Here is a 26,435-nt window from a genome sequence, read left to right as displayed (position 1 = left end):
GTTCATTTATTGATAGCCTTATGTATATTAGTGAATGAACAATGAAAGACACAGAAAATGCTCACCGAAAAAGATTTGTTACTGGATGTAATACAGAATACGCCAGAATTTTCTGCATGGACTATCTTCGAGGATTCTTGGGAAAAATTCCCGAAGTTTTCAGTCCATATGTTGCAATGGGTGATGAATATGGGTGGTACATAGTTGTCAATTAGCATAATCGAGGAGATTTAATTAAGATAATTGATAAAGAAGAAATTTATGATAAAATAGTTCACCAAGATATCATGTTTAATTCTGGGATTATTTTTCAAAGCTACGGCCACATGGCTAGCTCTTATCTAAAGAGCGATTGATGCTATCATTAAAAAATACCGAGGATAAGGAATAGAACTTTTAGAGTTATAAAGAACGGTCGTCATTCTGTATTTAGTGAAGCATTACCAATAAGAAAGATAAAAGGCTAAAGGACAGAAGGCAAATGAATAAAAGAGAAAGTTTAACTGTTCTGTATTTTAAGCTCGCATGGTGATATAAGGATAAATAATGTTACTATATAACTGATATTAGTCATATATTAACATTTACTTATCGCTCTGAGTTACATCTTAAAACAAAATAGAAGCTTATTTAACAACAATATAAAATTAAGAATGACATTCAAAACTAAGACTAATGATTAAGAACGAAATTAGTAGCAAAGACACAATAGTTTTTCAAAAAATATTAATAATATTATTTAGTATAATACAATTGATTATATTACTAACATTAGTATTTGATTTTAATGTTAATACTTTGTATGTATGGATTTTAGTATCATTAATATCTGTGTGGTTTTTAAAAAAAAATTTAAAAACCTATTTCATATACTACGATAATAGTTTTATTTACATTGAAAATGCTATGAAAACTAAAAGAAAAAATATAGAATTATTTGACAAAGTACTAATGACTACATTTTATGGGAATTATAATATGATTTTTAAAGACGAAGAAAATTATAATTTCAAGCTAATTATTAAAGATAACTGGTTTAAACAACTTGGGAAAGATTCTCAGTTTTACGCAGTCAAGTTAACTAATGAAATAAATTTAGTAAAGAATAAAAGTATATTTTAAATTTTATTCTTTACTGGTGCCTAGCTAAACTTTTATAAAAGTCAAGATTAAAACTTCATATTCCTAACTGTATATACAAGGCAAAACTCCGCTTACTAACTACTAGTAAGTATAACGTCTAAAATAGAGACCCCATAATTATATTAAAAACTTTCAAAATGAAGAAATTCATACCACTGATAGTTTATTTGATCACTGTTTTAGGACTTTTTTCTCTTCAAGCGGCTATAGCTCAAACGAGTAATCAAATTCAGAAAAAAGCAATTGCACTTATGAAACCTGGCAATACAAGTATTGGTCTCATGCTAGGTGAGCCTACTTCTAAAGCTTTGCAGGTTTTGGGGAATCCAAATTCAATAGCTGACGAATACTGGGAACATCCTGAGATTACAGTGAAAGTATACACCTATGGCCTTAACAAGCTATACTTCTATAAGAGTAAACTTGATAGTTATGAAATCAACGATTCCTCTATAAGTGTAGGTACCATTCATGGTCAAACATTTAAAGTAACAGATTTCAGTGTGATTAAAGAGGTTGTTATACCACGTGGCCCTGGTGAGCCACCACGCCATGAAATGGGAAGGTTTATATTAAATTACCAATTGCAGGAAGGTACTGGTTCTTCGCGTGGCAAAAATTATTGGTCTAATGTCTACTATTACGTAATGAATGGGTCTACTAATCTTGATTTGATATTCGAAATTTTACTTGACGCTAATAATATGATTGTAAATATCTCTGTTACAGATTAACTGCATTAATGGAATTTAAACAAATCTATACGCTGTTTATTCAAATAAGATATTTATATATCTTTTACTTAATACCAAAATGGTTGCAAGTCTTAGGTTTATAGAATGATCCTTAGATTTCAGTATAAAAATAGTTAAACTCTAACATTCATTGATTATTATTTATAGGTATAATATCATTAATATAATGGTAGTTGATTAGTAAGTTTAATTTTGAATTAAACTATCAATTAGTAAATAAACAGAAATATCGTATACAAATTTGGTCATTAATACTTATATTATTGATTTTTAGCTAAAGATACAATTAGGCCAACCTAGTCATGTATAAAGATTTAATCCTATCCATCTACTGAATGAATACATTTTCGTAGGGGAATGGCTAGAGAAGTCGTATAAACTTTAACTTTTTTACCCTGGTAAAGAGTTTTTTCTAGGGATTAGCCGCTTTTACTGCAAGAATGTCTTGTCTATGGGAATCCATTGATTCCACACTTCACCTCTTGCATGAAACTCTTTTTCTCTCTGTTCGTATCTATTTTGCTGGTTTCTTTTCTGAATGCAGGAAATGCTTGGGCAAAAGTTTCCATTACCACAAAAAAAGACAGTAACCAACGGCAGGAAAATCCCGTCATTCCCGGCGACTTTGCTGATCCTTCGGTCATTCGTGTAGGCGACACGTATTATGCTACTGGAACATCCTCTGAATGGGCTCCCCATTTTCCTTTGTATCAATCTACTGATCTGATTCATTGGAAATCCATAGGTTATGTTTTTCCGCAAACGCCTTCCTGGGCCTCGGCTTCTTTCTGGGCCCCCGAGCTTTATTACCGCAAGGGTACGTACTACGTTTATTATGTAGCTCGCAAAAAAAGCGACGGAATTTCCTGCATTGGCGTAGCGACGTCTCGTAACCCGGCTCAGGGGTTTACAGATCGCGGGATTATACTGGAATATGGAAAAGAAGCCATTGATGCTTTCATTATTGAAGATAAGGGCCAGCAATATATTACCTGGAAAGCCTACGGTCTCGATCAGCGACCCATTGAAATTCTAGGTAGCAAGCTTTCAGACGATGGCTTGAAGCTGGAGGGCGAACCTTTTACATTACTCCGGGATGATCAGAAAGAAGGGCTGGAAGGCCAGTGTCTGGTAAAGCGTAATCAGTATTACTACCTGTTTTACTCACCTGGTAATTGCTGTGGCCGCGGTTGTAATTATAAGGTAGAAGTGGCTCGTTCGGCATCCATTCAGGGACCCTATACCCGTTTTGAAGGGAACCCCTTGCTAGCCGAAACCGACGAGTGGAAATGTACGGGCCACGGCACGCTGGTCACTTCCAGGGAAGGGAAAGATTATTACCTCTATCACGCGTACAGCAAAGCGGATGATGTATACACGGGTCGGCAAGGAATGTTGGGAGAAGTAATTTGGGATTCAGAAACCGGCTGGCCGCAGGTAAAACCGTTGGGCGAGAAGGCGAAGGCTATTGCTAACTTTAAAGATGATTTTTCAGGAACGTCTTTGTCTGGCCAGTGGCAGTGGGATTTTCGCCATGCTGAGCCCGAGGTTCAATTGAGTAAAGGACAGTTGTCACTAGCTGGGAAGACCCTACAAACAAACCTGACTGGAACAGCCATGACCATCCGTCCACTGAAAGGAGACTATGAAATTAGTACTGAGGTAATGAATCAGAACGCCAGTCTGAAAAGTCTGGTGCTTTACGGTGATGCTGCACAGGCGGTAGGCATTGGCGTGAAGGATCGGACTGTAGAAGTTTGGGAAGTGAAGAAAGATAAAAGATCGGTACTTCGTCAGGAAAAGCTGGTAAGTAACGAGCCTGTCGAGCTAAAAATGACCGTAAAAAAAGGTGCTGAACTTCGGTTCTACTGGCGACAAAAAAGCAAAACCTGGAAAGAACTCCCAATACAAGACTCTCTCTATAACGGAGAATTTCTGCCTCCCTGGGACCGAAGCCCCCGGCCCGGCGTATTACAGCAAGGGGCCATAACGGCACCGGCTCTCTTTAATTTTTTCGATTTACACTACCAATAGCCCTTAGAAGACGCCTGAATAGATGTTCAGGCGTTTTTTATTGTTCCGTAATCATGCGAAGCCAATGACTAAAACTATACTTTATTCTAATTTCTTCGGGCAATACCTCATAAGGGGTCTTTAAAAAGGCATCTAGTTCAGCTTCATTTTCACTGGTGAGTACGAAAAAGTTATTCGGATGGTAAAAGTCTTCGTGAATAACCATCGGATTTGTAGTAATAACCTTCTTCTGTAGCTTGATTCCATCAAAAATTCGGAAGGAAAACCCGGCGTGTATGTCCATTTTAAAATCCAGAATAATTTCTGTGTCTTTAATCAACTGTAGTTGTTCTTCGTAGGGAACAATGGTATGAAAACAATTGAAGTGTCGTTTGACGAAAAGGGGAATTTTATCTTCATCCTGCTTAGGATACACCAAATCAAAACGAACGGGACTTAGTTTTTGAGTAATGAATCGATAGAGCGACTGAATAATATCGATGCGGGAAGGATGATACGAACTGATGTAATAAATTTTATACCCCTGATTCAGGACTTTATTCCTTTGCATCAACTCCGGGTAATCGAAGTAAAAATTAGGGGCGTACCGAACCCCGTATTCCCGAAAAGTCTGTACATCGCTACGATCAAAAACGAAAAACCGATCAAATAAAGAGACTTTGGAAAGCACCTGTGGATTAGCTTTTAGTCCATCGTAAAAAAAGGAAAGAAACTGTCGGCTCCGGTGTTTGGCTACTTTGAGTAAATCCTCCGAAAAAAGGTCGGGACGAATGACGAGCGTTACTGCATATCGCCGCTGGCTTTTTACTAAAGCCATTCTTTTTTGGGTAGAAAACTCAGTTTTTTCGGCCTCATTATCATGCTTTGAAAAGGCCTTGCTAAAGAAGTAACTAACTTTTTGAAATACACTTTTCTTTTCAGGTGGATACAGATTATTATGAACAACGGTAACCTCGTACCCCAGGTGAATCAGGTTTTTTTCAATGACCCGATACAACTGATAATCCCAGGGAGCAATGAGTAAGAACTTTTTTGGGTTGGGCATACGATTCGTTTACAGAACATGCGTATTCAGATCCAGCACGAAGCGAGTGTAAGCAATTTCGCCTTTATAAAAGATTGCTCCTCCGGGTTTCATGCCGAAGCGTTCGTAAAAGGGGATGGCCGTTACGCGGGCGTCACACCACAGTTGCGGGACGGACCGCCCATACATTTCCTTAATGACGTGTCGAAGTAAGGCCGAACCTACGCCCTTGCCCTGATGATTGGGGTGAACCGCAAATTTTCGAAATCGGTATTTCTCGCCATCCTGAAAAACGGAAATAACGCCCATTACTTGATCGTTTTGAATGGCTCCGTAGTGCAGACCTTCAAAATCTTCTTCGAGTATCACGTAAGTGATCGGTCGGTCGGGCCATAGAACCTGATGGCGTAACTCATAGGTTAGTTCGGGAGCGATAGCCTGGATTTGTATATTGGAAGCATGCATAAGGACGTGGACTTGAGCCTTTTCTGCAAAAGTAGTCCAATTCATACTAAATTTTCTGCTAGATTCAGATTCTAATTCATGAACAACGATACCTCTGCCGATGCTTTACCTTATGCGTAGCCTAATTGTATGCCTGATCGTAGGATGTGCCTTTTTGGCAAAAGCCCAGATCATAACCGGAGCCGATCAAACGGAAACCTACGTTCCCTATCTGAAAGGAAAACGGGTTGCTCTGGTGGTGAACCAAACCTCGATCATTGGAAAAAAAGCGAGCGTGGATAGCCTGCTTTCACTGGGCGTAAAAGTCGTTCGGATTTTTGGTCCAGAACATGGCTTTCGGGGCAATGCCAGCAATGGTGCCAAAGTAGCCGATGCCATCGATGAGAAAACGGGCGTACAGGTGCTTTCGCTGTACGGGAAAAGAAAGAAGCCGCTAGCCGAAGATTTAGCCGATATTGATCTGGTCGTTTACGATATTCAGGATGTAGGAGCCCGTTTTTACACCTATATCAATACCTTGCACCGGGTAATGGAATCCTGTGCGGAGCATAAAAAAGAATTAATGATTCTGGATCGACCCAATCCTAATGGGTATTTGGTGGATGGTCCGATTCTGGAAGATGACCTTCATTCAGGTATTGGCATGCACCGTATTCCTATTGCTCACGGGATGACGATAGCCGAGTTCGCTCAGATGCTTAACGGCGAAGGCTGGCTGGAAAACAAAAGAACGTGTCAATTGAAGATTATCAAAGTGGCCAATTACTCGCATGATCAACCTTACGAGTTACCCGTGTTTCCCTCCCCTAATCTCAACAGTCAGCAATCCATTCTTTTATATCCCAGCATTTGCTGGTTTGAAGGTACCATCATCAGTCAGGGTCGAGGTACGTACATGCCTTTTACAGTACTGGGAGCTCCGGCTTTAAAAGGGCAGTATGCTTTCAGTTTTCGTCCCGTAAGCATTCCCGGTATGAGCGAAACACCCCTGCATCAGAACCAGGATTGTTATGGATTGGATTTAAGAAAAGTAGACCTCAGATCCCTGCGGGCAAAGGGACAGTTGAATCTTCAATGGATCCTGGAATTATACAAAGCGTATCCAGACAAAGCTCGTTTTTTTGACCGAAGCCAGAGTGCTCAAATGGGCGACTTCGATAAACTTGCTGGAAACAGAAATCTGCGTCAGCAAATCATCGACGGAAAAAGCGAAGCTGAAATTCGCCAGAGTTGGGAACCGGGCCTTACGACGTTTAGACAACTACGGAAGAAGTATCTTTTATATCCTTGATGATCATTTGTAAGTTTTGCTATACTGTTGGTTTATAGAATTATCACATTTGTTATATAACAACCGGGGTTTCAGGCTGTAAAATATTGCTTGTTACCTCTTTTATAGGAGCAATCTATTGAAAGTCAATATATTAACAAATGGTAAAATCGCAGGTATGTAACAACGTTCATAGAAAATGAAACGTATATGATAGCGTTCAGGGCGTTTTAGGAATCAATTTTGTCATAGTAGAATTAACCACTCCCTTTCTTTTGGTTTGCTCAGAAAGGTTTACTCATTGTCCTTTTAATAAAACTATGGCTTTCATTTCTAAAACTGGCTCTTGCCCTCATTGCCGTTCAAAAGATACGGAAAGACGCCGCCGCCCATTGTTAGTTAAATACTCATTGTTTTTTCTAAACACACGGTATCATCTGTGTCTGAACTGTCGTAAGACGTTTATAGAACTCCGCTAGTAGTTATCTAAGAATTATGCAAGAACCAGTGGTCGGGAGGCTTACTGGTTTTTTTCATATATATTGAAATAAGTGGATATAATTAGTAATATATTATTTAATATAATAACGTAATAAAAACGTTATAAAATCACATATAAAAATATTTAATGTATATACATATATTTTTGAACCATTCTATTTGCTCTCTAGTTTAACCTCTCGAAACACATTATTATCTGTCGTCTTCACAAATTCATTAAATTCTTTTTTGTATGTCTACTACGAAATGGATCGTTGATCCTACTCACTCAGAAGTACAGTTTAAAATCAAGCACCTGGTTATTTCAACCGTGACGGGTTCTTTTAATTCGTTTAATGGTGAAGCTACGGTTCCTGCTGACTCGAATGATTTTTCAGGTTCAAGCATTGAGTTTGCTTTAGATGTAGACAGCATCGATACCAATCAGCCTCAGCGTGACGAGCACCTTCGTAACGGTGATTTTTTCGACGCTCCTCAATTCCCAAAAATTACGTTTACCTCTACTTCTGTAGAAAAAGCGAAAGGTGATACTTACAAAGTAGCCGGTAACTTAACCATGAAAGGCGTTACTAAGCCTATCGAAGTAACTGCCGAATACGGTGGAACAGCGAAAGATGCTTACGGTAATACGAAGGTGGGTTTTGAAGTAACGGGCGTTGTCAACCGTAAAGAATTTGGATTAACCTATAACGCTTTAACGGAGACCGGCGGACTGGCTTTAGGAGAAGACATTAAATTAATTGCTAATATCCAATTGGCGAAAGCATAAAATTGTTCAGAGTTTTGGGTTTAGTGTTCAGAGTTAATGTTACCAAAATACTAAACTCAAAACCCAAAACTTGAAACACAAAACTCTAATACACATGAAAAAGCTCACTTTTGCCCTTCTTTTTGTTGCTTTGTCTTATTCTGGTATGGCTCAGACTGTCTGGAAAATGGATAAAGCTCACGCCCAATTGAAATTCGATGTTACGCACTTAGGTATCTCTACCGTTTCTGGTGCGTTCACTGATTTTGATGCGACGGTGACGGCGGAAAAGCCTGATTTTAGCGACGCTAAATTTGACTTTACGGGTCAGACAGCTTCGGTTAATACGGGCGTTGACAAGCGTGACGAGCACCTGAAATCGCCTGATTTCTTTGATGCCGCCAAATTCTCGACGTTAACGTTTAAAAGCACTTCTGTGAAAAAAGCAGGTGCTAATAAATACAAAGTAACGGGCGATTTGACACTCCACGGAGTAACTAAACCCGTGACACTGGACGTTTGGTACCGCGGAACGATTACGAATCCTATGAGTAAAAAACCAGGAGCTGGTTTTCGGGTAACGGGAACAATTAAACGTAGTGATTTTGGAATCGGCTCGAATTTCCCCAATACCGTGGTTAGCGATGAAGTAAACATCGTTGCTGACGGCGAATTCGGTAAGGAATAATTAGTCTCCTACCTATAGACTTACAATAGACCGGCGTTTCAGGCCGGTCTATTTTTTTATAGCCGCATCTCGTCGGCCTGCCAGTTCTGAATGGAGCGTTTGATCTGATCGGGTGAAAGGTTTTCCCGAATGGCTCTCTTTAGTAAAGGCACCAGTTCTTCATCAGAAGCAAAGCGGAGGGCTGCTATTTGCTGGATGCTAAGCTGACTTTCAAAAGACTCGAACGATTCGTGGGTCAGCATGTAGTACCGCAATCGCATTTCCAGTCTGACGATCCGATCCTGATTTCCCAGGGCATAGTGCTGTCGAAGCATAAAGGCAAGCCAGGTAATAACTGCCACCTGAGTGGTGACAAAACCCCAGAGAAAGGAATGTTCCGTGATACTCATGTATAGGCCCACTCCCATCAGAAAAAGGACGACGGGATAAAATACAAAATGATGAGGCGGGTAATACTGGACGTGGTTTTTGTAGTTTTGTGTTTTCATACGAATTCTTGGTAGCAGCGTTGGCAAACCTGTGAAAAAGCAATACCAGATCTAAGACGATGACTTTTGACGAGCTTAATTTAAATAAACCCCTGCTGAATGCCCTGAATGATTTGGGTTATACGACCCCTACCCCCATTCAGCAAAAGGTATTCTCGGTAGTAATGTCGGGGGCCGACGTATGCGGTATTGCCCAGACCGGCACGGGTAAAACGCTGGCCTATGTGCTGCCATGCTTACGGCAATACCAGTTTTCGAAGGATCGGTTACCACAGTTACTCATTCTCGTTCCCACGCGTGAACTAGTGGCTCAGGTGGTGGAAACGATTGAAAAAATGAGTACGTACCTAACCCTTCGGGTGGTGGGTGTATTTGGTGGTGTAAACCTGAAAACCCACGTAGCTGAAATCAAACAGGGTGCTGACGTGCTGGTAGCCACACCCGGTCGCTTAATCGATTTATTATCCAATGGCACCCTAAAGGGAAAAACCATTAAGCGTCTGGTGATTGATGAGATGGATGAAATGCTTAACCTGGGTTTCCGTTCTCAACTAACGACCATTCTGGACTCTCTGCCTGCCAAGCGACAAAACCTGTTATTCTCGGCTACGATTACGGAAGAAGTAGAAGACCTGATTCATACCTTTTTTACTAATCCAATTCGGGTGGAAGCGGCTCCGGTGGGAACGCCGTTGGATAACATTCAGCAACAGGCGTATGAAGTGCCAAACTTCCATACCAAACTTAACTTACTGGAATGGTTGCTTCAGGATAAAGCCACGTTTAGTAAAGTAATGGTTTTCATCGAAACCAAAGCTGAAGCCGATCAGCTTTTTGAGCAACTGGATTCCAAGTTTCCTAACGAGGTAGGCGTAATTCATTCTAACAAAGCTCAGAATAATCGCTTTCAGACGGTTCAGCGATTCAAGACGGGGGAAATTCGGATTCTGATTGCAACGGATTTAATTGCCCGGGGTCTTGACGTGGCCGAGGTTTCACATGTCATCAACATCGACACGCCAGAGTTACCAGAAACGTATATTCACCGCATTGGCCGGACTGGTCGGGTGGATCAGAAAGGGGTTTCCATTACGTTTATTACTGAATCTGAAAAAGAGTATCAGCAGGCCATTGAATCGCTGATGAATCAGGAAATTCCGATGTTACCGTTCCCGGAAGAAGTGGAAGTTTCTACTTTGCTTCGCTCTGACGAACGTCCGGTGAATCCGCATAAGATTATCGAACCCAAACTTACACCCCGCGATTCTGTCGGAGCGGCGTTTCATGAAAAATCGGCCAAAAATTCAAAGGTTAACGTTCGTAGAAATCACGCGGCTGAAATGATGAAAAAATACGGCAGACCTATCAAGAAGACGCGTAAGAATAATTAGATTTTATATTGTCTTGTTGTTTTGGCTTCATGATTCTCCGCCCTAGTTGGTGTGCTTACCAATCATTATGCTTTTAGTTATGGCTGGTGAAGACACCAGCCAGGGCGGAGGGTCTATCTATAAGGAACCCCGGATTAACATCCGGGGCTATCCAGCCTGGGGCTATCCATATTCAACCCCTCCGGGGTTATATCTCCCATTTCAAAACGTCTTGTCTAACTTTACAGGTTTTCTCTTTCCAACTCAAAACTCAAAACTCAAAACTCAAAACTCAAAACTCAAAACTCAAAACTCAAAACTCAAAACTCAAAACCGTAGCGACGGCCGCTCAAAACTCAAAACTCAACAGAAACCATCGCTTTAATAACGCCATTCGCTGGATTCAGCCAGTTTGGGAATTCTTCTTTTACCTCATCGAAGCTGACTTCATGGGTAATGTATGTTTTTGGATCAACCAGCCCTTTTTTCATGCTGTCAATCACGTGCTCGAAATCTTCCCGTGTGGCGTTGCGACTACTCATCAACGTAGCCTCACGTTTATGAAATTCCGGGTGTGAAATCACAAGTTCACCTTTCTGCAAACCTACCAACACGTAACGGGCTCCGTGAGCCATATACTGAAATCCATTATTGATCGCTTTCAAACTTCCGGTAGCATCAATAACAACTGTGGGCATATCCCCATTCGTTAATTCCCGGATCTGCGACTCAACGTCATCGGATAGGGCATTGACCGTATGGAGCACGCCTAGATTTTTCCGGCAAAACGCCAGCCGATCTTCGTTAATATCCAGAGCAATGACCTGAGCACCCGCAATTCGGGCAAACTCCATGATCCCCAAACCAATGGGACCAGCTCCAACCACCAGCACAAATTCACCCGGCTGAATGTCCGCACGCCGTACGCCGTGGGCACCAATGGCCAGAGGTTCTACCAAGGCCAGTTCTTCATAGCTCAGACCTTCGCCATGCACGAGCGAATACGAAGGAACACTAACGTATTCGGACATGCCGCCATCAATATGCACACCAGCTACTTTGATAGTTGTGCAACAATTGGGCTTACCCGAACGACAGGCAATGCAAGTGCCGCAGTTAAAGTAAGGAATAAACGTTACCCGTTCGCCTTTTTCAAAACCGGGAGCCTGATCGGCATCGATTAACTCACCGGAGAGTTCATGTCCCAAAATTCTGGGGTAATTGAAAAAAGGCTGTGTGCCTTCGTAGGCATGTAGATCAGTACCGCAAATACCAATTCTTTTAATTTTTATCAACGCATGTCCGGGTTGCAATTCCGGTTCCTGAGCTGTTTGATAATCGAATCTTCCGGGGGTGGTACAAACAAGCGTTCGCATATCTATTTCAGAGGTATAAAATAATAAGACAAAAGTAGGAAGCTCCTACCCGGTAAAGTTTCATAAACTTATCCTATCATTTCAAAATTGGGTAAAGCTATGACTGGGAGTCTGAGGGTAAATAAATAGTAAAGGTAGCTCCCTCCCCCAGCACACTGTGAGCTTCGATATAACCCCGATGGTTTTCTACCACTTTTCGGCATAAGGCCAGGCCAATTCCCGTTCCGGCGTATTGATCGCGGCTGTGCAGTCGCTGAAACATTTGGAATATTTTTTCGCTATATTCTTCCTCAAACCCAATTCCGTTGTCCTCTACTTTCAGCCAGATATAGGATGTATCGGCTTGCAAAAGAGGCAAATTTGCAGGGGTTTCCAATTTCCCGCCGCTGATGTTTATCTGAATGGGTCGGTCAGGATGCGAAAATTTCAGAGCATTGGTCAACAGGTTTTGGAGTAACTGGGCAATCTGCTGAGCATTTCCCCGTACGAAAGGTAAGTCATCCATGATAAAACTCGCTTTCTTTTCCTGAATGCTCAATTCCAGATCCAGTAAAACATCTTTAATCAGTTGATTTAAGTTGACAGAACTGAATTGAAGCTGATCATTACTTAATTGTGAAAAGGAAAGTAAGTCTCTGATTAACGTTGTCATGCGTTGGCAGGACGCCTGAATTCGCTCTAATAACACCTTACCCCGGTCGGTAAGATGATTTTTTTCATGAACTTCAATCAGGGAAATAAAGGACTGGATCTTACGTAACGGCTCCTGTAAATCGTGACTGGCAGCATAGGCAAACTGCTCCAAACTGGCGTTGGTTTGCTGTAAATCCAGATTCATACGATTAAGAGCCAGGGTTCGTTCTTTTACCTGCCGTTCCAGCTCTTCTGCCAGTTGTTTTAAAGGAGTAATATCCTGAGCCGTACCCGTTAATAAGTAAGCTTCGCACTGCTCATTATAAAGTACATGAGCTCTGGCATGAAGAATTCGCTCCTCGCCGGTTACCTGATTAACTACGGTATATTCTTCATCATAAATACCGTCCGATTCGGGAAGTAACGCACGGGCAATAGCGTTTTTCACCCGTTCCCGGTCTTTCAAATGTACCGCACATAAGGCATCCTTGATTTCCAGATCCTCTTCCGAGAAACCAAACCAGGATTTTATGCGATCAGAATAATATACCTGGTCAGTCAGCGGGTTGTAACTCCAGGTACCTAACTGGGCAATGTCTACAGCCGAACGAAGATTTTCTTCGGCTTCTTTAATCTGAAGGCGTGCCGCTACCTGAAAGGTTACATCCGTAGCAGTATTAATAACTCCGTAAATACGACCATCCGCATCGTATACGGGATTATAGGAGAAGTTAAACCAGGACGTTTTCAGGACGCCATCCACCATAATATTGGCTTTCCCTTCAGGATTCCGATAGGGAATTCCGGTATCATATACGTTTTGTAATAACTCCAGAAAAGGCTGGTCTATCAGTTCGGGCATGACGTCATGCAGAATTTTCCCCTGCACCTCTTTCAATGTTTTTCCCCAAATCTGAAGCATGGCGTCATTTACTACTTCAATTTTCATGGACCGCCCCGTAAAGACAACCGTCGCCGTTGGGGTGTCGATTACCAGGTTTCGGAATCGTCTCTCACTGTCTTGAAGAGCCAGTTGAATTTCCTTTTCTTCCGTGATTTTCTGAACAATAGCAACAAAGCTGACGGGCTCATTAGACTCGGAACGGATTAATGACACCGTCAGTCGTCCCCAAACCAGACTCCCATTTTTATGAAGATAGCGTTTATCAACGGTGCGAGCCCTGCGAATGCCAAGAAACAACTCCTGAGCCACTCGTTCGTCTCGCTCTATTTCTTCGAGGGGAGTGATCATTTTAAAATGTTTCCCCAGGAGTTCTCCGATTTGATACCCCACAAACGCTGCCATCGCGGGATTAACGAGCTGGAAAAATCCGTCGGTACTTAAAATGGCGATGCCCACTTCGGCACCCGTGAAAACGGACTGATACTTCTGTTCAATGGCTTTGAAAACCCCTTCTTTAACCGTTTGTTCCGTTACGTCCTGGGTCGTGCCGGAAAAACGGTAGGGTTGGTTCTGCTCATTGAAATAGGCCTGGCCCCTACAATGCAGCCAGCGAAGACGACCGTCTTCTGCCCCAATGGTCCTAAAAATAATATCGTAAGTATCCCGGAAACGCGGATCAAGGGCACGACTGACGGCTTTTTCAACTCTGGATCGGTCCTCTGGATGTATGTAAGCAAGTACTTCAGCATACGTTACCACAGTACCTTTCGCAAAGCCATGTAACTTATTGCATCGCTCATCCCAGCGAACAATCTCACTAATCGGATCAAAATCCCAGGTACCAAGCCCAGCCGACATTAAAGCAAAATGCAAATACTCCTCTTCTTCCGGTATCGCCTTTTCTGGTTCCTTTTTAATCTCCTGAAAAGACCCAACCATTCGAACTGGTTTTCCAGCTTCAGTCCAAAGCTGAGCCTGAGCCTTGACTCGGTAATAGAGGTGGTTAACTCCTAAAAAGGAAAGTTCATCCTGCCAGCTCAGCGGTAACTCCTGCCAGGCCTTACTCACCCGGCTTTGATCATCGGGATGGATACGTCCCAGCCAGGCAGACCAGTCAAGCTGCTGGCTCTGGTTATACGGACTTCCTAACTCCTGACTATACTGAAACGTATTGCTTTCTATATCCCAGGTCCAAAGCATGAAAGGGTCTGCTTTGTCCTGTTGGTTCGGGTTCATATCGCTGCGGCTCATCAGTGATAATAATCTGCTCTTATTAAAGGCGGGGCAAATCTTGCGTTTAAGGTAATAACCTACGAATTGGTCTCGTGTTTCGAGGGTAACATTTTTATTTTCATTCAAGCATAGCACATGCACTTACTTGAATTATAGACCTAGCATTCCTAATCTTAGCCCTATTTTTTTAATCATTTGTTTAATTATAAATAACTAATAATGAAACGATTAATGAAACACCCTATCATAAATAAATCAATTTTATCAGCAATAAGAGCACTTATCATTCGTCCGCCTCGTTACCTTTGTACTCTCCATCGATTTACTTTGCCATGAAAATTTATTCTTTCTTATTTCTACTTATATTAGGAGTCACGGCCTGTTCGCCGGATGACGAAGACCTCGCTTCTCGCGTGGAAGGCGTTTATACTACCACGCATGTTACCTCCAACGGCAAAGCAGTAGCTATTTCTGCCAACCGACCTAAAACTCATATTGCCTTACAGCCCATTGATGCCTCACATGTCAAAGTCATTGCTGAAATGGACTCCCTAACCGGAATCCCTTCTTTTGAAAGTGAAGGAACTTTATCCAGTGGCGGGCAGGGCATCACACTCATCATGGATGATGAAAATGCCGCTACCATCCAGCATGATAAAATGCGAATGTATTTAATCAAAAGAGACAATACGCTCGTTCAGATCGATGCCGTTCGTCAATAATAACCCCTTGAAAAAAGCTACTCCTGATCGTACGGGAGTAGCTTTTTTATTTAGGCACCAAATTTATTCTTACTATCAAAGGCCAGCCCTAATCCAACGCTGGAGAGTTTGTTTTCATCGGCAATGTCGGCTTGCGGGAATAAATTTCGGAAGGTCTGCTGCACAGCGGGCACTTCCGTAGAACCGCCCGTGAGAATAATCAGATTGATCGCATCGGGCTTTACTCCAGCCTGACTCAGACATTCATTGGCGGAAGCCGTAATCTTTTGAATATCGTTAGTAATGGCGGTTTCAAAAGACGAACGCTGGGTAACGATTTCAAAACCCGATTCTAGAAAATCGAAAGACATGGTATGTTCCAACTCATGCGTCAGTTCGATTTTAGCCTGCTCGGCAGCCGCCAGTAAGGTATGGCCGGATTCCTGTTCCAGCACTTTCAGTAGCCGACCGTAGCGGGTTTTATCCTGCGACTGTCCCAGCGTATTTCGAACCTGTAAAATCATTTTCGGATTATACAGGAAGTTAACCTTACTCCATTCCGATAAATCGTGGAAAGGCTTGAGCGGAACATCCAGCTTATTAGGTCCAAACGTGGTTTTGTAGCCAATTTCTGGCATAATTTCAGCCAGACTGAGGGCTTTATCGAAGTCATTGCCACCTACCCGAACCCCGGTATTCGCCAAAATATCCGAAGAACGATTGGTTTTGTTTAGATACTTATTAGACAGACGGATGACCGTAAAATCTGATGTACCCCCTCCCAAATCCACGACTAAAGCCAGTTTCTCACCGGAAATAGTAACCTCGTGGGCAAAGGCCGCTGCGATGGGTTCGTATTGAAATTCAACGAATTCAAAGCCAATACTCCGGGCAATGGCCTCTAATTCCGTCTGTGCCTGACGGTCAGACGCCGGATCTTGGTCAATAAAATGTACCGGACGCCCCATTACTACTTTTGTCAGTGGGAATCCGGCTTCTTCATCAGCCTTGACTTTCAACTGATTAATAAAAGACCCAATGATGTCCGAAAAATTCATAAATCGGCCATGCACGAACGTTCCCTGCTTCATAATGGGCGTACCCAGAATTCGCTTCAGGCTTCGCATCAATCGGCCTTGTTCCTTATTGAGAAAATTTTGCATGGCCGCCCGACCATAATACGTTTTCTTCTCGTCCCGATTGAAGAACAATGCACTGGGCATGGTTACCGAGCCATTTTCTACAGGTACTAAGTGAATATTTTGCCCGGCTGCCAGGGCAATACTGGAGTTGGATGTACCAAAATCAATTCCGCAGGAAAGGGAAGTCATACCTATGTAATTCGCTAATGTACCCAGGCCCATCGGTTCGAATCTTCGCTCTGACTGCTGGGCTGCCTTTCATTTTACAAATGGAGAAAACTTCCAATATAGCACCTTTATTTGAGTTGTGTATCTTTCCTGTTGTTTTTTCGTGTTCTGCTGCATTTTTCAGGTAATTCTTTACCGTTCATCACATAACTCAGAAACGGGTTTGTCAAAAACATACCAGTCAGTATGTTTGTCTTTCCAAAAGCAGACTACGATATGTCCAAGGCGGCTCAGACCCGGCAGAATATTCTTTACAAAGCCTTTGAAATGATTTATCAAAAAGGCTTTCAGGCCACCAGCATCGATGAAATCATCGCTACGACGCAGGTAACGAAAGGTGCTTTTTTTTATCATTTCAAAAATAAAGAGGACATGGGGCTAGCCATGATCCGGGAGTTCTTGGCTCCGGGAATGCAGGCAGCCATTATTACTCCTCTAACCGATTCCAAAAATCCGCTGGATTCGATTTATGACATGATGCATTACCTATTATTAAAGGATCCTTTTTTCAATTCAGCCTATGGCTGCCCGGCAGTTAATCTGATTGATGAAATGTCTCCCGTTAACGCTTTATTCAAAGAAGCATTAATGGAAATTTCGAAGGAATGTCAGGGAGCCATTCAGGTTACGCTGCAACGCGGAATTGAAAACGGGCACCTTCGCGAAGACGTTGATGCCAAGCACGTTTCCATCTTTATCATGATGAGTTACAACGGCGTTAGAAACATGGGAAAACTCCTCGGTCCAGCCTGTTACCCGGTTTATCTGAAAGAATTGAAAGCCTACCTGGCTAACCTGACTTAAAAAAATTTACACTAAAAACATACCATTTAGTATGTTTTATTCCACAAATGGAATTTCCTATGAAAGTTATCCTCATCACGCTGGGCTTCGCGGGCCTCTGTTATGCTTTCTATAAAGTCTATAGTCGATGGCATCTCGAGAAAAATATGGATGAAATACTCAGCAGCGGAGCCGTGATTCTGGATGTACGAACGGCCCGGGAATTTGCCAAAGGGCATTTGCCGGGAGCTATTCACATTTCGCTGGGAACGATTCGGGAGGCTGACATTCCTTTTGCCAAGAATCAACCTGTCGTCACCTACTGCTCCCATGGCTTACGAAGTATCAAAGCCGCTTCCATTCTGAAAGCCAGAGGATTCATGCAGGTCCACAACGGCGGGGCCATGAATGACCTTGCCCAACGACTGCCCCCTTCTCAACGTTAACTACATGTACTCAACTTTATTAGTCCTCCATTCTTTTGTTCGCTGGCTGGTAGTACTCAGTTTATTGACAGCTCTGGTGCGGGGATACCAAGGCTGGTTTCGGGCAGATGTATTCAGTAAAACCGATTACAGGCTCCGACACATCACCGCAACTTTTGCCCATATCCAGCTCATGATTGGTTTTCTCCTGTACTTTCAGAGCCCGTTAGTGGCCATTTTTCGCTCGGGTGATTCGCAATCGGAAGTCCCACTGGATATTCCCTTTTTTGGGTGGATGCACATCAGCCTTATGACGCTTGCGATTGTTGTAATTACCGTTGGCTCTGCCCTAGCCAAGCGACAACCAAGTGATTTGGCAAAGTTTAGAACAATGGTAATCTGGTTTTCAATAGGTTTACTTCTTATTTTTATAGCCATTCCCTGGCCTTTTTCTCCCCTGGTTAATCGTCCTTACTTACGCTCTTTTTAATTATGCTTAAATTCATCACTACCAATATTGGCCGCCTTCGCCTGATTTCTCTACTTGAAGGACTCTCGCTTCTGGCTCTTCTCGGAATTGCCATGCCGATGAAGTATCTTAACCATGATCCTTCATTAGTAAAAGCCATTGGCCCTGTTCACGGCATTCTGTTTCTGCTGTTTATCATGAATACGATTAGTGTAGGCATTGAATACCGCTGGAAATTTACCGAAACCACCTGGAAGGTACTGCTGGCCTGCATCATTCCCTTTGGAACCTTTTACGTGGACCGCACCATTTTATCTCCCTTGCAGGAAGCTCAGTCTTGACAATTACCTTATTTCTTTGGTTATCCAGAGTGAAGGATCTTATCTAGTTATCGAATGACGTAGACAAGTCCTCTTCCACAGTCGCCTGACTTAGGCAGTAGAATGTAAGCCTCTGAAGAAGGTATCAAAAGCACTTTAATACCTCTTAACCTTTTACCTGAGACGGCCAGAGGCCTACAGCTATGCAGTCACTCGGCAGAGCCGAGCGACTGCGGTTAATTAACTGCGTGTCTTTATTAAACTCCTTCCTGTCATTCAGAGCGAAGCGAAGGAACTTACTTCTGTTTCGTAGCAATCTGTCAGGAGGGAAGCTTCATACTTTTGGCGAATATGTAATCATCTCTGGTAAGGTCTCTCTCTTCGTTCGAAATGACAGATGGGATAGCGGTTATAATGAGAAGGCTGCCAGCAAAAAAGCTGACAGCGTTAAGGTATTTTTCTATTCCCCAGGTCTTAGCCTCATGCCGGTAGGATGGAAACCAATCGCTGCTTTCAGAACTATTTCCCAATCAAAAACTTCCTTACTAACATCGGATAGAGCCGGATGACAGCGGTAAGCATAAATGACATTTCTATAGTTCCCCTTTCGTTTTCTTACAATTTCTGAAATCATACTTTGCAGAATTTTGGGGTGTTCAAATAAAAACATCCTATGCAAACGCCATCCTTATTAATAACTGGTGCTACGGGCACCATTGGTTTGGAGTTAACTACATTGCTCCAACAAAAAGGCTATTCTTTCCGAGTCATGGTTCGATCACTGGAAAAAGCTGAAGTCTGGAAGTCAGTTCCTTCGGTAGAAGTGGTTATCGGTGATTTTAATGAACCAGAAAGTTTAGAAAAAGCCTTAACAGGCATCGATCGAGCCTTTTTACTCACTAATTCTTCCGCCAAAGCAGAAGAACAACAGTTAGCTTTCGTAGCTGCAGCCCAGCAAACGGGCCTCAAACAGTTGGTCAAACTTTCCCAATTTGCCGCCGAGGTTCATTCTCCCGTCCGTTTTCTACGTTACCACGCCATCGTTGAAAAGGCGATACAAGACGCTGGGATTTCGTATACCTTCCTACGCCCTAACCTTTTTATGCAGGGCTTACTGGGCTTTAAAGACGTTATTCAGACGAAGGGAATGTTTTTTGCCTCCGCTGGAGACGCTCCCGTCAGTGTGATTGACATTCGGGACATTGCCCGAGTCGCTTTTCGTTGCTTAACGGAAGATGGGCACGCTGGGAAAATCTATCCCTTAACTGGACCACAGGCCCTGACTCATACCGCAATGGCCGCTGAACTTTCAAGGGCTGTAGGTAAAGAGATTCGTTACGTAGATGTGGAGCCTGAAGTCATGCATCAGGCCTTACTGGAAGTAGGTTTTCCGGAATGGCAGGCGGCCGGACTTATAGAAGATTATGCTCATTACAGTCGCGGTGAAGCATCACTGGTTACACCTACCGTAGCAGAAGTAACCGGGCAATCCGCTTCTCCTTTTAGTCGTTTTGCGAACGATTATCGGGCTGTTTTCGGGAAGTAATGGATCAGGTAACGCAAAAGAGCTGGACTAAAAATCCAGCTCTTTTACCCATACACTTTTGGTTAATCAATTAATAAGGCTTGGCCTCATGTCCCTGCTCTTCAGCAGAATGAGCGGCTTCTAAGGTAGAAGTTGTACCGATGGGGCCTTTCTGAATGCCCTGACCCGCAACGGCTTGTAAGCCTTCTTCAACCCGACGACCATAGTCTTCATCGCATTGATAAAAGAGTTCTACCATTTTCTTTTGCACCTCTTCGTGGGCCGAAGCCAATGTATTGACCAGATTAGTAATCAAATCTTCCCGCTCCCAGTCTTCAAACGTACGGTAACGTTCGCCAGCCTGAGCAAAATTATTCTGACGGTCAATTTTCTGACGAACCAATTTCGCAGAATAATGAGGTTCGTAATCTTTACCCGCCTTCGGAGCTTCTTTGAGTCCATTCAGTCGGGAAGGTTCGTAGTTTACGTGCGGATTTGCTCCTTTAGCGGCGTCAACACTATAAGCCATTTGTCCATCCCGCTGGTTGGTCGCAATATGGGTTTTAGGGGCATTGATAGGAAGTTGTAGATAATTGGTTCCGACCCGGTACCGCTGGGTATCAGAATACGAGAACGTCCGGCCCTGAAGCATTTTATCATCCGAAAAATCCAGCCCATCTACCAGTACTCCCGTTCCGAAAGCGGACTGTTCTACTTCAGCAAAGTAGTTTTCTGGATTACGGTTCAGCGTCATTTTTCCTACAGGTAACCAGGGGAATTGATCCTGAGGCCAGAGTTTGGTATCATCCAGCGGATCAAAATCCAGCTCTGGATGGTCATCGTCGCTCATGATTTGTACGAATAACTCCCATTCAGGGTAATTGCCATCTTTGATGGCTTCGTACAGATCCTGAGTGGCGTGGTTAAAGTTCTTGCCCTGAATTTCCTCCGCCTGTTGCTGCGTCAGGTTTTTAATACCCTGTAATGGCTCCCAGTGGTACTTCACCAGTACTGCTTCCCCTTCCGCATTCACCCATTTATAGGTGTTTACGCCTGAACCCTGCATTTGCCGGTAGTTGGCCGGAATCCCCCAGGGTGAAAACAGGAAGGTAATCATGTGCAGAGCTTCTGGCGTACCGCTGATGAAATCAAAAATACGTCCCCCATCCTGCTGGTTGGTTAAGGGATCGGGTTTGAAAGCATGCACCAGATCCGGGAACTTCATGGCATCCCGAATGAAGAATACCTTCAGGTTGTTACCTACCAGATCCCAGTTGCCATCTTCGGTATAGAACTTAACTGCAAAACCACGAGGATCTCGTAAAGTCTCCGGCGAATGTCCCCCGTGAATAACCGTAGAGAAACGCACAAAGACCGGCGTTTGCTTTCCTTTTTCCTGAAAGAGTTTCGCTCGGGTATATTTAGAAATGGGTTCGTCGCCTACGGTTCCGTAAGCTTCAAACACGCCGTGAGCTCCCGCTCCCCGAGCATGAACTACCCGCTCGGGCACGCGTTCGCGATCAAAATGAGAGATCTTTTCAAGGAACTGGTAGTTTTCCATCGTAGCCGGACCACGATTACCTACCGTTCTGATGTTCTGATTATCCGTAATTGGATGTCCCTGTCGGGTAGTCAAGGTTTTTTTGCCGTCAGAACCGTTCTGACCTGCACCGTTTTCATTACTCATAGTTATTTGATTTAATTAGAGGATTTGCTCGTTTGTAAAGAAGCTACCAACATTTCATAGCATTCGGCATTTTCCTGAATCATGGCATGATCGATGGGATTTTTTCCAAAACGATCCTGAACGTAAGGATTGGCTCCGTACTCCAACAGTAGCTGCACCAAATCTTTATGCCCAAAGGTGGCGGCGAAGGTTAAAGCCGTAGCCCCGTTTCCATTCACCGTGTCTACATTAGCTCCGTGTTCGAGTAAAATGCGGGCAATTTCGGTACATCCCTTAAAGCATACACCCATCAAGGCGGTATTGCCCATGCCGTCTTGTATCTCAGGGTCAGCCCCCGATTCCAGTAAGAGCGTAACGGCTTCTGGATGCTGGTAATACGCAGCCAGAATCAGTGGTGTACTTCCCCGCGTGTCCCGTTCATCCACCGGAGTATCCTGAAGGTTAGCTTTTAATGCTTCAATATTATTTTTTCGGGCTGATTCAAAAATATCCATAGTCACTCGTAGTAGGTATGATTATAAGTTGAGATAAGGACAGATGCTAGGATGAAAATCAATGATTTTACTTGCCTGAATAATGCCCAATAATCGTGCCAAAACCATGCTAATCGTTGGGTGTGATCTGCTCCTGATAGCTTTCTTTTAGCAGTGGAAAGTCCCTTACCCGGTGCCCGCTAGCCCGGTAATACGCGTTAGCCAGGGCAGCAGCGGTGGGTCCCTGAACGGCTTCTCCGGCTCCAAGCGGCTTTTCTTCGGGTCGATTAATGACCTCTACTTCGACTTCAGGAATTTCGCTCATGCGTAAAATTGGATACGAATACCAATCGCGGGAAACGGGTTGGTGAGTATCAAATTTTACTTCTTCTTTAATGGTCCAACTGGCAGATTGAATCATTCCTCCTTCGGTCTGATTCTTAATACCATCGCTATTAATAACTTCCCCGGCATCAATTACGGCCCATAATTTGAGCACCCGAACAGAGCTTTGCACAACGCTGACGCGGGCGGCTACGGCACAGTAGGCCGCCGTGTTTTTATACCGGGCAAAGGCAATACCAATGCCTTCATTAGGTCTAACGGGTTCTTTTTCAATGAGCAATTGTAATTTCTTCAGCACTTCGATGGCCCGATGATCTTTCAGGTGCATGATCCGAAAATCGAAGGGATCTTTGCGGGCTTTTTCGGCCAGCTCGTCCATGAATGACTCAATGGCCAATACATTTCCATAGCCTCCCAAACTTCGCAGGGCGGATACCCTCAGCGGACCACTGAAACGATGAGCCGTAATGTCGAGATTGGCAATGGCATAATAAGGTTCTGAATTACGCACCATGCCGCCGTTTACTTCCAGTTTTTTGCTAGACGTAAAGGCTTTCTTGAGGTAACGGGCGGGAAGTAAGTTTTCGGGATTTCCGCCGGGCCGGGTGCTGTGCGTATCCGACCAGAGGTCATATTTCCACTCCTGGATGTATCCCTGATCGTCCAGCCGGGCTTCCACTTCGAATACCATGGCACTTCCATAGGGCTCCCAGGCGTGTTCGTCTTCTCGGGACCATTGCAGTCGAATGGGTGTATCAGGTATAGCCAGGGCCAGCAAAGCCGCTTCAGCTGCGACATCATCGGCCCCATTGTGACCATAACAACCGGAACCCGCTACGCCAATGACGTGAATTTGTTCGAGCGGTAAGTCCAGCATCTGATGAATCGCTTCCCGCAAGGGATACACCCCCTGCGAGTGAGTCCAAATCTGTAATTTTTTGTTTTGATACCAGGCCACCGCACAGGAAGGACCAATGGAGCCATGCATCAGGTAAGGTTTCACATATCGGGCTTTCCAGGTAGCATTACTGGTAACCTGTCCGCGTTGCGTTACTTTATCCGTTTTCCCGGGCAATGATTTTAGATAGGTAACTAACGCTTTCTGAGCGGGTAATGGCTTACCTTCTGACCAGCGAATCTGGTTTTTAAGCCAGGTTTGAGCCTGTGTTACCTCGAATTCATCCGGTCCGACAATTCCGATAAAACTACCATTAACGATGGGCTTATTCAGACCCGGAAATTGCTTTTGAAGAGCCGCTTCATTAAATGACTGGAGCCGAGACTCATACGAAGGCGGGCGGGCAATGCGGGCGTGAAGCATGCCGGGAAAACGTAAATCCTGCACGTACCAGGTTTCTGCTCTGACCATTTTCTCAATTTCACCCCGGTGTATGGGTTTGCCCACCCACTCGTACCTATGCTTTGGCTTTAAGGGTACTGGCATTCGTACTTCATCCCGAATTTGCTGTCCCTGTAAAACCTCTGAAAAACGGCGTTGCTGCCTTTTATAATGGATAACTCCCTTTTTAATCTCCAGCCGATCCACCTGCGTTTGAAACTGCTGAGCAGCCAGTTCCAGCAGCTTCTGGCGAGCCATAGCTGCGGCATATCGAACGGCTATGGCACTATTCTCAATAGAAGCACTCCCCGCCGTATAGGTTTCGTTGGGTGTACGTTCGGTGTCGGCCATAACTACTTCTACCTGGTGTATCGAAAGATCCAGTTCTTCCGCTGCCATCTGAGCTACGGCTGTGCGAATCCCCTGTCCCATTTCTATCTTTCCGGTAAAAACCCGTACGCTTCCGTCGGCGAGAATCTCCAGCCAGGCATTTACCTGTGGCGTTTTCTTTAAACTTCCGGGTAACTCATCGGCCTCCGGAAAAGGTAATGCAAAGCCAATCGTTAGCACGCCCAAGCTTTGCATAAAGGTTCGTCTCGTGGTTTTCATTGCGGCAGACATTTATCGAATGACTCGTTTCACCGCTCTCAAAAAACGAGCCTGCGTTCCGCAGCGGCAAAGCACCCGTTCCAATCCCTCCCGAATGGCGGCATCATCGGCTTTCGGATTTTCCGCTAATACGGAAACCGCTGACATGAGCATTCCATTCAGACAATACCCACACTGAGCTGCCTGTTCGTCAATAAAAGCCTGCTGAAGTGGATGAAGTTTCTGGGCCGACCCAATACCTTCCAGTGTAGTAATTTCCTGATTTTTAACTACCTCAACGGCAATCATGCAGCTAGGCTGGGCTTTGCCATCCAGCAGCACCATGCAGGCTCCGCACTGTTGCAAACCACAGCCAAACTTGGGACCATTAAGTTGCAATTGATTGCGAAGGACGTATAATAAAGGAGTAGTCGGATCAAGGGTAAGCGTATGCGAGGCTCCGTTCACCCGTAGTTGTAGCGTCGTTTTCATGCGTTTGAGGTTAGATACTCGCTTAACTAAAATGATCGGGCCAGCGATTTCTTTATCGTTGGGCTATGAAGAGAAAAGCTCCGAAATGGCCATGATGCGTGCAGGGAACCAGGAGTTGCCCATGCGACGAAGTAATAGAAATAATCCCTTCCGGGGTTCGGCTTAGAGTCATTTTCGCCGATGAACCAAACCGTTGGTAAAAGTGCGAACAGATGCTTTGCTGCATTGCTGCATGCTGACTGGTATAATCTGACTTTCTAAACGGGACGATGATGGGTTCCTGAAAAGCCGTTGTGTGAGAGGAGACTGTTACTACGTATGAATCCCTTAAAAAAGACTGGGTATAGAAGCGTTGCTGGGTATAATAGACTTCCCCGCTCATGAACTTTGCATCAAAGCTATTGATCTGACAGACAAGGGCCGTTGTAGCATAACGCCTTACGGGATTTTGTATGAACGATAACTTATAGGCACTTTCTTTCATACTCCAGAGTGTCCAGACCATGACATCGGGATCGGCAGCGGTAGTAATAAGCTGCTGTTCCTGTGACGAAAAAACTTTCGCTAAAAAGCCTTTTCGTCGCCAGTGGCTATCTGCTTTTGCCTGAGCCCAGTCCACCAGATCAATCATGCCAGCTTTTCTCTGATAATATCCATGGCCGCCCCGACGGTTAACATGCGTTCCATGGCTTCGTTATCAATGGTGATGTTATAAGCCTCTTCCACGTCCAGCACAATATCCACCAGATTGGCGGAATTGATTTTCAGATCTTTCATTAAATCGGTTTCCGGGGTAAGGTCTTCCCAGGCTTGCGTGTCCTGCACGTAAGGCTTAATAATGGTTTTGAGTCGCTCGATTACTTCTACTTCGTTCATGGATATTTCTTTAAAATCAGACAGGCGTTTACGTCTCCAAAACCAAAATTGGCTTTTGCTACGGTAGTAACCGACTGGCGGATCATTTGTTGAGGAATCCGATCCGGCGAGATCAGGGCCGCCGTTTCGGGGTGAAGATCTTCACTGTTGAGCGAAGGGTACATAAAATCATGGTGTAACTCCAACACCGCAGCCACGCTTTCGATGGCTCCGGCTGCACTCAAACAATGCCCTACCATGCCTTTCAGGGAGTTAATAAAAGGGAAATCGCTCCCCTGCCGCCCCAAAGCCTGCGTCCAGGCCAGAATTTCAGCCGCATCTTTGATCGTCGCTGTCAGATGACCGTCAATCAAATCTATGGCTGAACCTTCAACCTCTGCCGATTCAAGAGCTTTCTCAATGCATCGACG

25 protein-coding genes and 1 pseudogene are annotated in these 26,435 nt (G+C 44.0%); 13 read left to right on the top strand and 13 right to left on the bottom strand.

Features of this window, described 5'->3' with window-relative positions:
• The first annotated feature begins 675 nt into the window (after positions 1–675).
• The 3 genes from QE390_RS20460 to QE390_RS20450 all read left to right on the top strand — a co-directional run bounded on the left by QE390_RS20460 (position 676) and on the right by QE390_RS20450 (position 3,932).
• Positions 676–1,122 carry a hypothetical protein gene (locus tag QE390_RS20460; protein WP_307143583.1) on the top strand — a complete coding sequence of 149 codons (447 nt, stop codon included), beginning with the start codon at positions 676–678 and terminating at the stop codon, positions 1,120–1,122.
• Between the two features lie 158 nt (positions 1,123–1,280).
• Positions 1,281–1,877 (top strand): hypothetical protein, encoded by a 597-nt coding sequence (locus QE390_RS20455; protein WP_307143582.1) that lies wholly within the window; start codon positions 1,281–1,283, stop codon positions 1,875–1,877.
• Between the two features lie 507 nt (positions 1,878–2,384).
• Positions 2,385–3,932: a glycoside hydrolase family 43 protein gene (locus QE390_RS20450; RefSeq protein ID WP_307143581.1), complete on the top strand. Its 1,548-nt coding sequence runs from the start codon at positions 2,385–2,387 to the stop codon at positions 3,930–3,932.
• Between the two features lie 37 nt (positions 3,933–3,969).
• Here QE390_RS20450 and QE390_RS20445 read toward each other — a convergent pair whose 3' ends face one another.
• Both QE390_RS20445 and QE390_RS20440 read right to left on the bottom strand, forming a co-directional pair.
• Positions 3,970–4,977, bottom strand: coding sequence for a hypothetical protein (locus QE390_RS20445; protein ID WP_307143580.1), 1,008 nt, complete (start codon positions 4,975–4,977; stop codon positions 3,970–3,972).
• Positions 4,978–4,986: 9 nt separating this feature from the next.
• The gene (locus QE390_RS20440; RefSeq protein WP_307143579.1) at positions 4,987–5,421 is read right to left on the bottom strand and encodes a GNAT family N-acetyltransferase; all 435 of its coding nucleotides are present in this window, start codon (positions 5,419–5,421) and stop codon (positions 4,987–4,989) included.
• Between the two features lie 112 nt (positions 5,422–5,533).
• Between QE390_RS20440 and QE390_RS20435 the strand changes: the two genes are divergently transcribed.
• From QE390_RS20435 to QE390_RS20425, 3 genes are all read left to right on the top strand, one after another.
• A complete protein-coding gene (locus QE390_RS20435; RefSeq protein WP_307143578.1) occupies positions 5,534–6,712 on the top strand; it encodes a DUF1343 domain-containing protein in 1,179 nt (392 codons plus the stop codon).
• A 712-nt stretch (positions 6,713–7,424) separates the two neighbouring features.
• Positions 7,425–7,961 (top strand): YceI family protein, encoded by a 537-nt coding sequence (locus QE390_RS20430; RefSeq protein WP_307143577.1) that lies wholly within the window; start codon positions 7,425–7,427, stop codon positions 7,959–7,961.
• A gap of 94 nt (positions 7,962–8,055) precedes the next feature.
• Positions 8,056–8,628, top strand: a complete 573-nt coding sequence (locus QE390_RS20425) for a YceI family protein (protein WP_307143576.1) — start codon at positions 8,056–8,058, stop codon at positions 8,626–8,628.
• A gap of 56 nt (positions 8,629–8,684) precedes the next feature.
• On the opposite strand, the gene QE390_RS20420 is transcribed toward QE390_RS20425, so the two are convergent.
• Positions 8,685–9,116 carry a DUF6526 family protein gene (locus QE390_RS20420; RefSeq protein WP_307143575.1) on the bottom strand — a complete coding sequence of 144 codons (432 nt, stop codon included), beginning with the start codon at positions 9,114–9,116 and terminating at the stop codon, positions 8,685–8,687.
• 59 nt (positions 9,117–9,175) lie between these two features.
• Here QE390_RS20420 and QE390_RS20415 point away from each other — a divergent pair, with 59 nt between their 5' ends.
• The gene (locus QE390_RS20415) at positions 9,176–10,507 is read left to right on the top strand and encodes a DEAD/DEAH box helicase (protein ID WP_307143574.1); all 1,332 of its coding nucleotides are present in this window, start codon (positions 9,176–9,178) and stop codon (positions 10,505–10,507) included.
• Between the two features lie 335 nt (positions 10,508–10,842).
• On the opposite strand, the gene QE390_RS20410 is transcribed toward QE390_RS20415, so the two are convergent.
• Positions 10,843–11,862 carry a zinc-binding alcohol dehydrogenase family protein gene (locus tag QE390_RS20410; protein WP_307143573.1) on the bottom strand — a complete coding sequence of 340 codons (1,020 nt, stop codon included), beginning with the start codon at positions 11,860–11,862 and terminating at the stop codon, positions 10,843–10,845.
• Between the two features lie 97 nt (positions 11,863–11,959).
• Entirely contained in the window at positions 11,960–14,635 is a 2,676-nt protein-coding gene (locus QE390_RS20405) for a PAS domain S-box protein (RefSeq protein WP_307143572.1), read from the bottom strand.
• 329 nt (positions 14,636–14,964) lie between these two features.
• On the opposite strand from QE390_RS20405, the gene QE390_RS20400 reads away from it, so the two are divergent.
• Positions 14,965–15,354 (top strand): hypothetical protein, encoded by a 390-nt coding sequence (locus QE390_RS20400; RefSeq protein WP_307143571.1) that lies wholly within the window; start codon positions 14,965–14,967, stop codon positions 15,352–15,354.
• Between the two features lie 50 nt (positions 15,355–15,404).
• Here the strand turns inward: QE390_RS20400 and QE390_RS20395 are convergent, their stop codons facing one another.
• Positions 15,405–16,664 carry an Hsp70 family protein gene (locus tag QE390_RS20395; protein ID WP_307143570.1) on the bottom strand — a complete coding sequence of 420 codons (1,260 nt, stop codon included), beginning with the start codon at positions 16,662–16,664 and terminating at the stop codon, positions 15,405–15,407.
• A gap of 225 nt (positions 16,665–16,889) precedes the next feature.
• Here QE390_RS20395 and QE390_RS20390 point away from each other — a divergent pair, with 225 nt between their 5' ends.
• The 5 genes from QE390_RS20390 to QE390_RS20370 all read left to right on the top strand — a co-directional run bounded on the left by QE390_RS20390 (position 16,890) and on the right by QE390_RS20370 (position 20,246).
• Positions 16,890–17,507, top strand: a complete 618-nt coding sequence (locus tag QE390_RS20390) for a TetR/AcrR family transcriptional regulator (RefSeq protein WP_307143569.1) — start codon at positions 16,890–16,892, stop codon at positions 17,505–17,507.
• Between the two features lie 59 nt (positions 17,508–17,566).
• Positions 17,567–17,932: a rhodanese-like domain-containing protein gene (locus QE390_RS20385; RefSeq protein WP_307143568.1), complete on the top strand. Its 366-nt coding sequence runs from the start codon at positions 17,567–17,569 to the stop codon at positions 17,930–17,932.
• A gap of 4 nt (positions 17,933–17,936) precedes the next feature.
• On the top strand, positions 17,937–18,401 hold the full coding sequence (locus QE390_RS20380; RefSeq protein WP_307143567.1) for a hypothetical protein: 465 nt from the start codon (positions 17,937–17,939) through the stop codon (positions 18,399–18,401).
• A gap of 2 nt (positions 18,402–18,403) precedes the next feature.
• Complete coding sequence (locus tag QE390_RS20375) at positions 18,404–18,721, top strand: DUF3817 domain-containing protein (RefSeq protein WP_307143566.1); 318 nt, start codon at positions 18,404–18,406, stop codon at positions 18,719–18,721.
• Positions 18,722–19,373: 652 nt separating this feature from the next.
• Positions 19,374–20,246 carry an SDR family oxidoreductase gene (locus tag QE390_RS20370; protein ID WP_307143565.1) on the top strand — a complete coding sequence of 291 codons (873 nt, stop codon included), beginning with the start codon at positions 19,374–19,376 and terminating at the stop codon, positions 20,244–20,246.
• 70 nt (positions 20,247–20,316) lie between these two features.
• Here QE390_RS20370 and QE390_RS20365 read toward each other — a convergent pair whose 3' ends face one another.
• From QE390_RS20365 to QE390_RS20335, 7 genes and pseudogenes are all read right to left on the bottom strand, one after another.
• Positions 20,317–21,912, bottom strand: a complete 1,596-nt coding sequence (locus QE390_RS20365) for a catalase (RefSeq protein ID WP_307143564.1) — start codon at positions 21,910–21,912, stop codon at positions 20,317–20,319.
• Between the two features lie 11 nt (positions 21,913–21,923).
• Positions 21,924–22,406, bottom strand: coding sequence for an ankyrin repeat domain-containing protein (locus tag QE390_RS20360; RefSeq protein WP_307143563.1), 483 nt, complete (start codon positions 22,404–22,406; stop codon positions 21,924–21,926).
• A gap of 109 nt (positions 22,407–22,515) precedes the next feature.
• Positions 22,516–24,678, bottom strand: coding sequence for a molybdopterin cofactor-binding domain-containing protein (locus QE390_RS20355; RefSeq protein WP_307143562.1), 2,163 nt, complete (start codon positions 24,676–24,678; stop codon positions 22,516–22,518).
• A gap of 12 nt (positions 24,679–24,690) precedes the next feature.
• Positions 24,691–25,149, bottom strand: coding sequence for a (2Fe-2S)-binding protein (locus tag QE390_RS20350; protein WP_307143561.1), 459 nt, complete (start codon positions 25,147–25,149; stop codon positions 24,691–24,693).
• Between the two features lie 52 nt (positions 25,150–25,201).
• Positions 25,202–25,780 carry a 4'-phosphopantetheinyl transferase superfamily protein gene (locus tag QE390_RS20345; RefSeq protein ID WP_307143560.1) on the bottom strand — a complete coding sequence of 193 codons (579 nt, stop codon included), beginning with the start codon at positions 25,778–25,780 and terminating at the stop codon, positions 25,202–25,204.
• Positions 25,777–26,025 carry an acyl carrier protein gene (locus QE390_RS20340; protein WP_307143559.1) on the bottom strand — a complete coding sequence of 83 codons (249 nt, stop codon included), beginning with the start codon at positions 26,023–26,025 and terminating at the stop codon, positions 25,777–25,779. The genes QE390_RS20345 and QE390_RS20340 overlap by 4 nt, the downstream gene beginning before the upstream one ends.
• Positions 26,022–26,435 (bottom strand): annotated as a pseudogene (locus tag QE390_RS20335) (beta-ketoacyl-[acyl-carrier-protein] synthase family protein); the annotation flags it as partial. The gene QE390_RS20340 and the pseudogene QE390_RS20335, both read right to left, overlap by 4 nt.

The organism is Siphonobacter sp. SORGH_AS_1065 (assembly GCF_030818595.1).
Lineage (GTDB): Bacteria > Bacteroidota > Bacteroidia > Cytophagales > Spirosomataceae > Siphonobacter.
This window is presented reverse-complemented; position numbering and strand designations above follow the sequence as displayed.

What these genes read in the sequence shown, in the direction of transcription:
- QE390_RS20460 (WP_307143583.1), top strand. Translation starts at nt 676, where the DNA reads ATGATTAAGAACGAAATTAGTAGCAAAGACACAATAGTTTTTCAAAAA.
- QE390_RS20455 (WP_307143582.1), top strand. Translation starts at nt 1,281, where the DNA reads ATGAAGAAATTCATACCACTGATAGTTTATTTGATCACTGTTTTAGGA.
- QE390_RS20450 (WP_307143581.1), top strand. Translation starts at nt 2,385, where the DNA reads ATGAAACTCTTTTTCTCTCTGTTCGTATCTATTTTGCTGGTTTCTTTT.
- QE390_RS20445 (WP_307143580.1), bottom strand. Translation starts at nt 4,977, where the DNA reads ATGCCCAACCCAAAAAAGTTCTTACTCATTGCTCCCTGGGATTATCAG.
- QE390_RS20440 (WP_307143579.1), bottom strand. Translation starts at nt 5,421, where the DNA reads ATGCATGCTTCCAATATACAAATCCAGGCTATCGCTCCCGAACTAACC.
- QE390_RS20435 (WP_307143578.1), top strand. Translation starts at nt 5,534, where the DNA reads ATGCGTAGCCTAATTGTATGCCTGATCGTAGGATGTGCCTTTTTGGCA.
- QE390_RS20430 (WP_307143577.1), top strand. Translation starts at nt 7,425, where the DNA reads ATGTCTACTACGAAATGGATCGTTGATCCTACTCACTCAGAAGTACAG.
- QE390_RS20425 (WP_307143576.1), top strand. Translation starts at nt 8,056, where the DNA reads ATGAAAAAGCTCACTTTTGCCCTTCTTTTTGTTGCTTTGTCTTATTCT.
- QE390_RS20420 (WP_307143575.1), bottom strand. Translation starts at nt 9,116, where the DNA reads ATGAAAACACAAAACTACAAAAACCACGTCCAGTATTACCCGCCTCAT.
- QE390_RS20415 (WP_307143574.1), top strand. Translation starts at nt 9,176, where the DNA reads ATGACTTTTGACGAGCTTAATTTAAATAAACCCCTGCTGAATGCCCTG.
- QE390_RS20410 (WP_307143573.1), bottom strand. Translation starts at nt 11,862, where the DNA reads ATGCGAACGCTTGTTTGTACCACCCCCGGAAGATTCGATTATCAAACA.
- QE390_RS20405 (WP_307143572.1), bottom strand. Translation starts at nt 14,635, where the DNA reads ATGAACCCGAACCAACAGGACAAAGCAGACCCTTTCATGCTTTGGACC.
- QE390_RS20400 (WP_307143571.1), top strand. Translation starts at nt 14,965, where the DNA reads ATGAAAATTTATTCTTTCTTATTTCTACTTATATTAGGAGTCACGGCC.
- QE390_RS20395 (WP_307143570.1), bottom strand. Translation starts at nt 16,664, where the DNA reads ATGACTTCCCTTTCCTGCGGAATTGATTTTGGTACATCCAACTCCAGT.
- QE390_RS20390 (WP_307143569.1), top strand. Translation starts at nt 16,890, where the DNA reads ATGTTTGTCTTTCCAAAAGCAGACTACGATATGTCCAAGGCGGCTCAG.
- QE390_RS20385 (WP_307143568.1), top strand. Translation starts at nt 17,567, where the DNA reads ATGAAAGTTATCCTCATCACGCTGGGCTTCGCGGGCCTCTGTTATGCT.
- QE390_RS20380 (WP_307143567.1), top strand. Translation starts at nt 17,937, where the DNA reads ATGTACTCAACTTTATTAGTCCTCCATTCTTTTGTTCGCTGGCTGGTA.
- QE390_RS20375 (WP_307143566.1), top strand. Translation starts at nt 18,404, where the DNA reads ATGCTTAAATTCATCACTACCAATATTGGCCGCCTTCGCCTGATTTCT.
- QE390_RS20370 (WP_307143565.1), top strand. Translation starts at nt 19,374, where the DNA reads ATGCAAACGCCATCCTTATTAATAACTGGTGCTACGGGCACCATTGGT.
- QE390_RS20365 (WP_307143564.1), bottom strand. Translation starts at nt 21,912, where the DNA reads ATGAGTAATGAAAACGGTGCAGGTCAGAACGGTTCTGACGGCAAAAAA.
- QE390_RS20360 (WP_307143563.1), bottom strand. Translation starts at nt 22,406, where the DNA reads ATGGATATTTTTGAATCAGCCCGAAAAAATAATATTGAAGCATTAAAA.
- QE390_RS20355 (WP_307143562.1), bottom strand. Translation starts at nt 24,678, where the DNA reads ATGAAAACCACGAGACGAACCTTTATGCAAAGCTTGGGCGTGCTAACG.
- QE390_RS20350 (WP_307143561.1), bottom strand. Translation starts at nt 25,149, where the DNA reads ATGAAAACGACGCTACAACTACGGGTGAACGGAGCCTCGCATACGCTT.
- QE390_RS20345 (WP_307143560.1), bottom strand. Translation starts at nt 25,780, where the DNA reads ATGATTGATCTGGTGGACTGGGCTCAGGCAAAAGCAGATAGCCACTGG.
- QE390_RS20340 (WP_307143559.1), bottom strand. Translation starts at nt 26,025, where the DNA reads ATGAACGAAGTAGAAGTAATCGAGCGACTCAAAACCATTATTAAGCCT.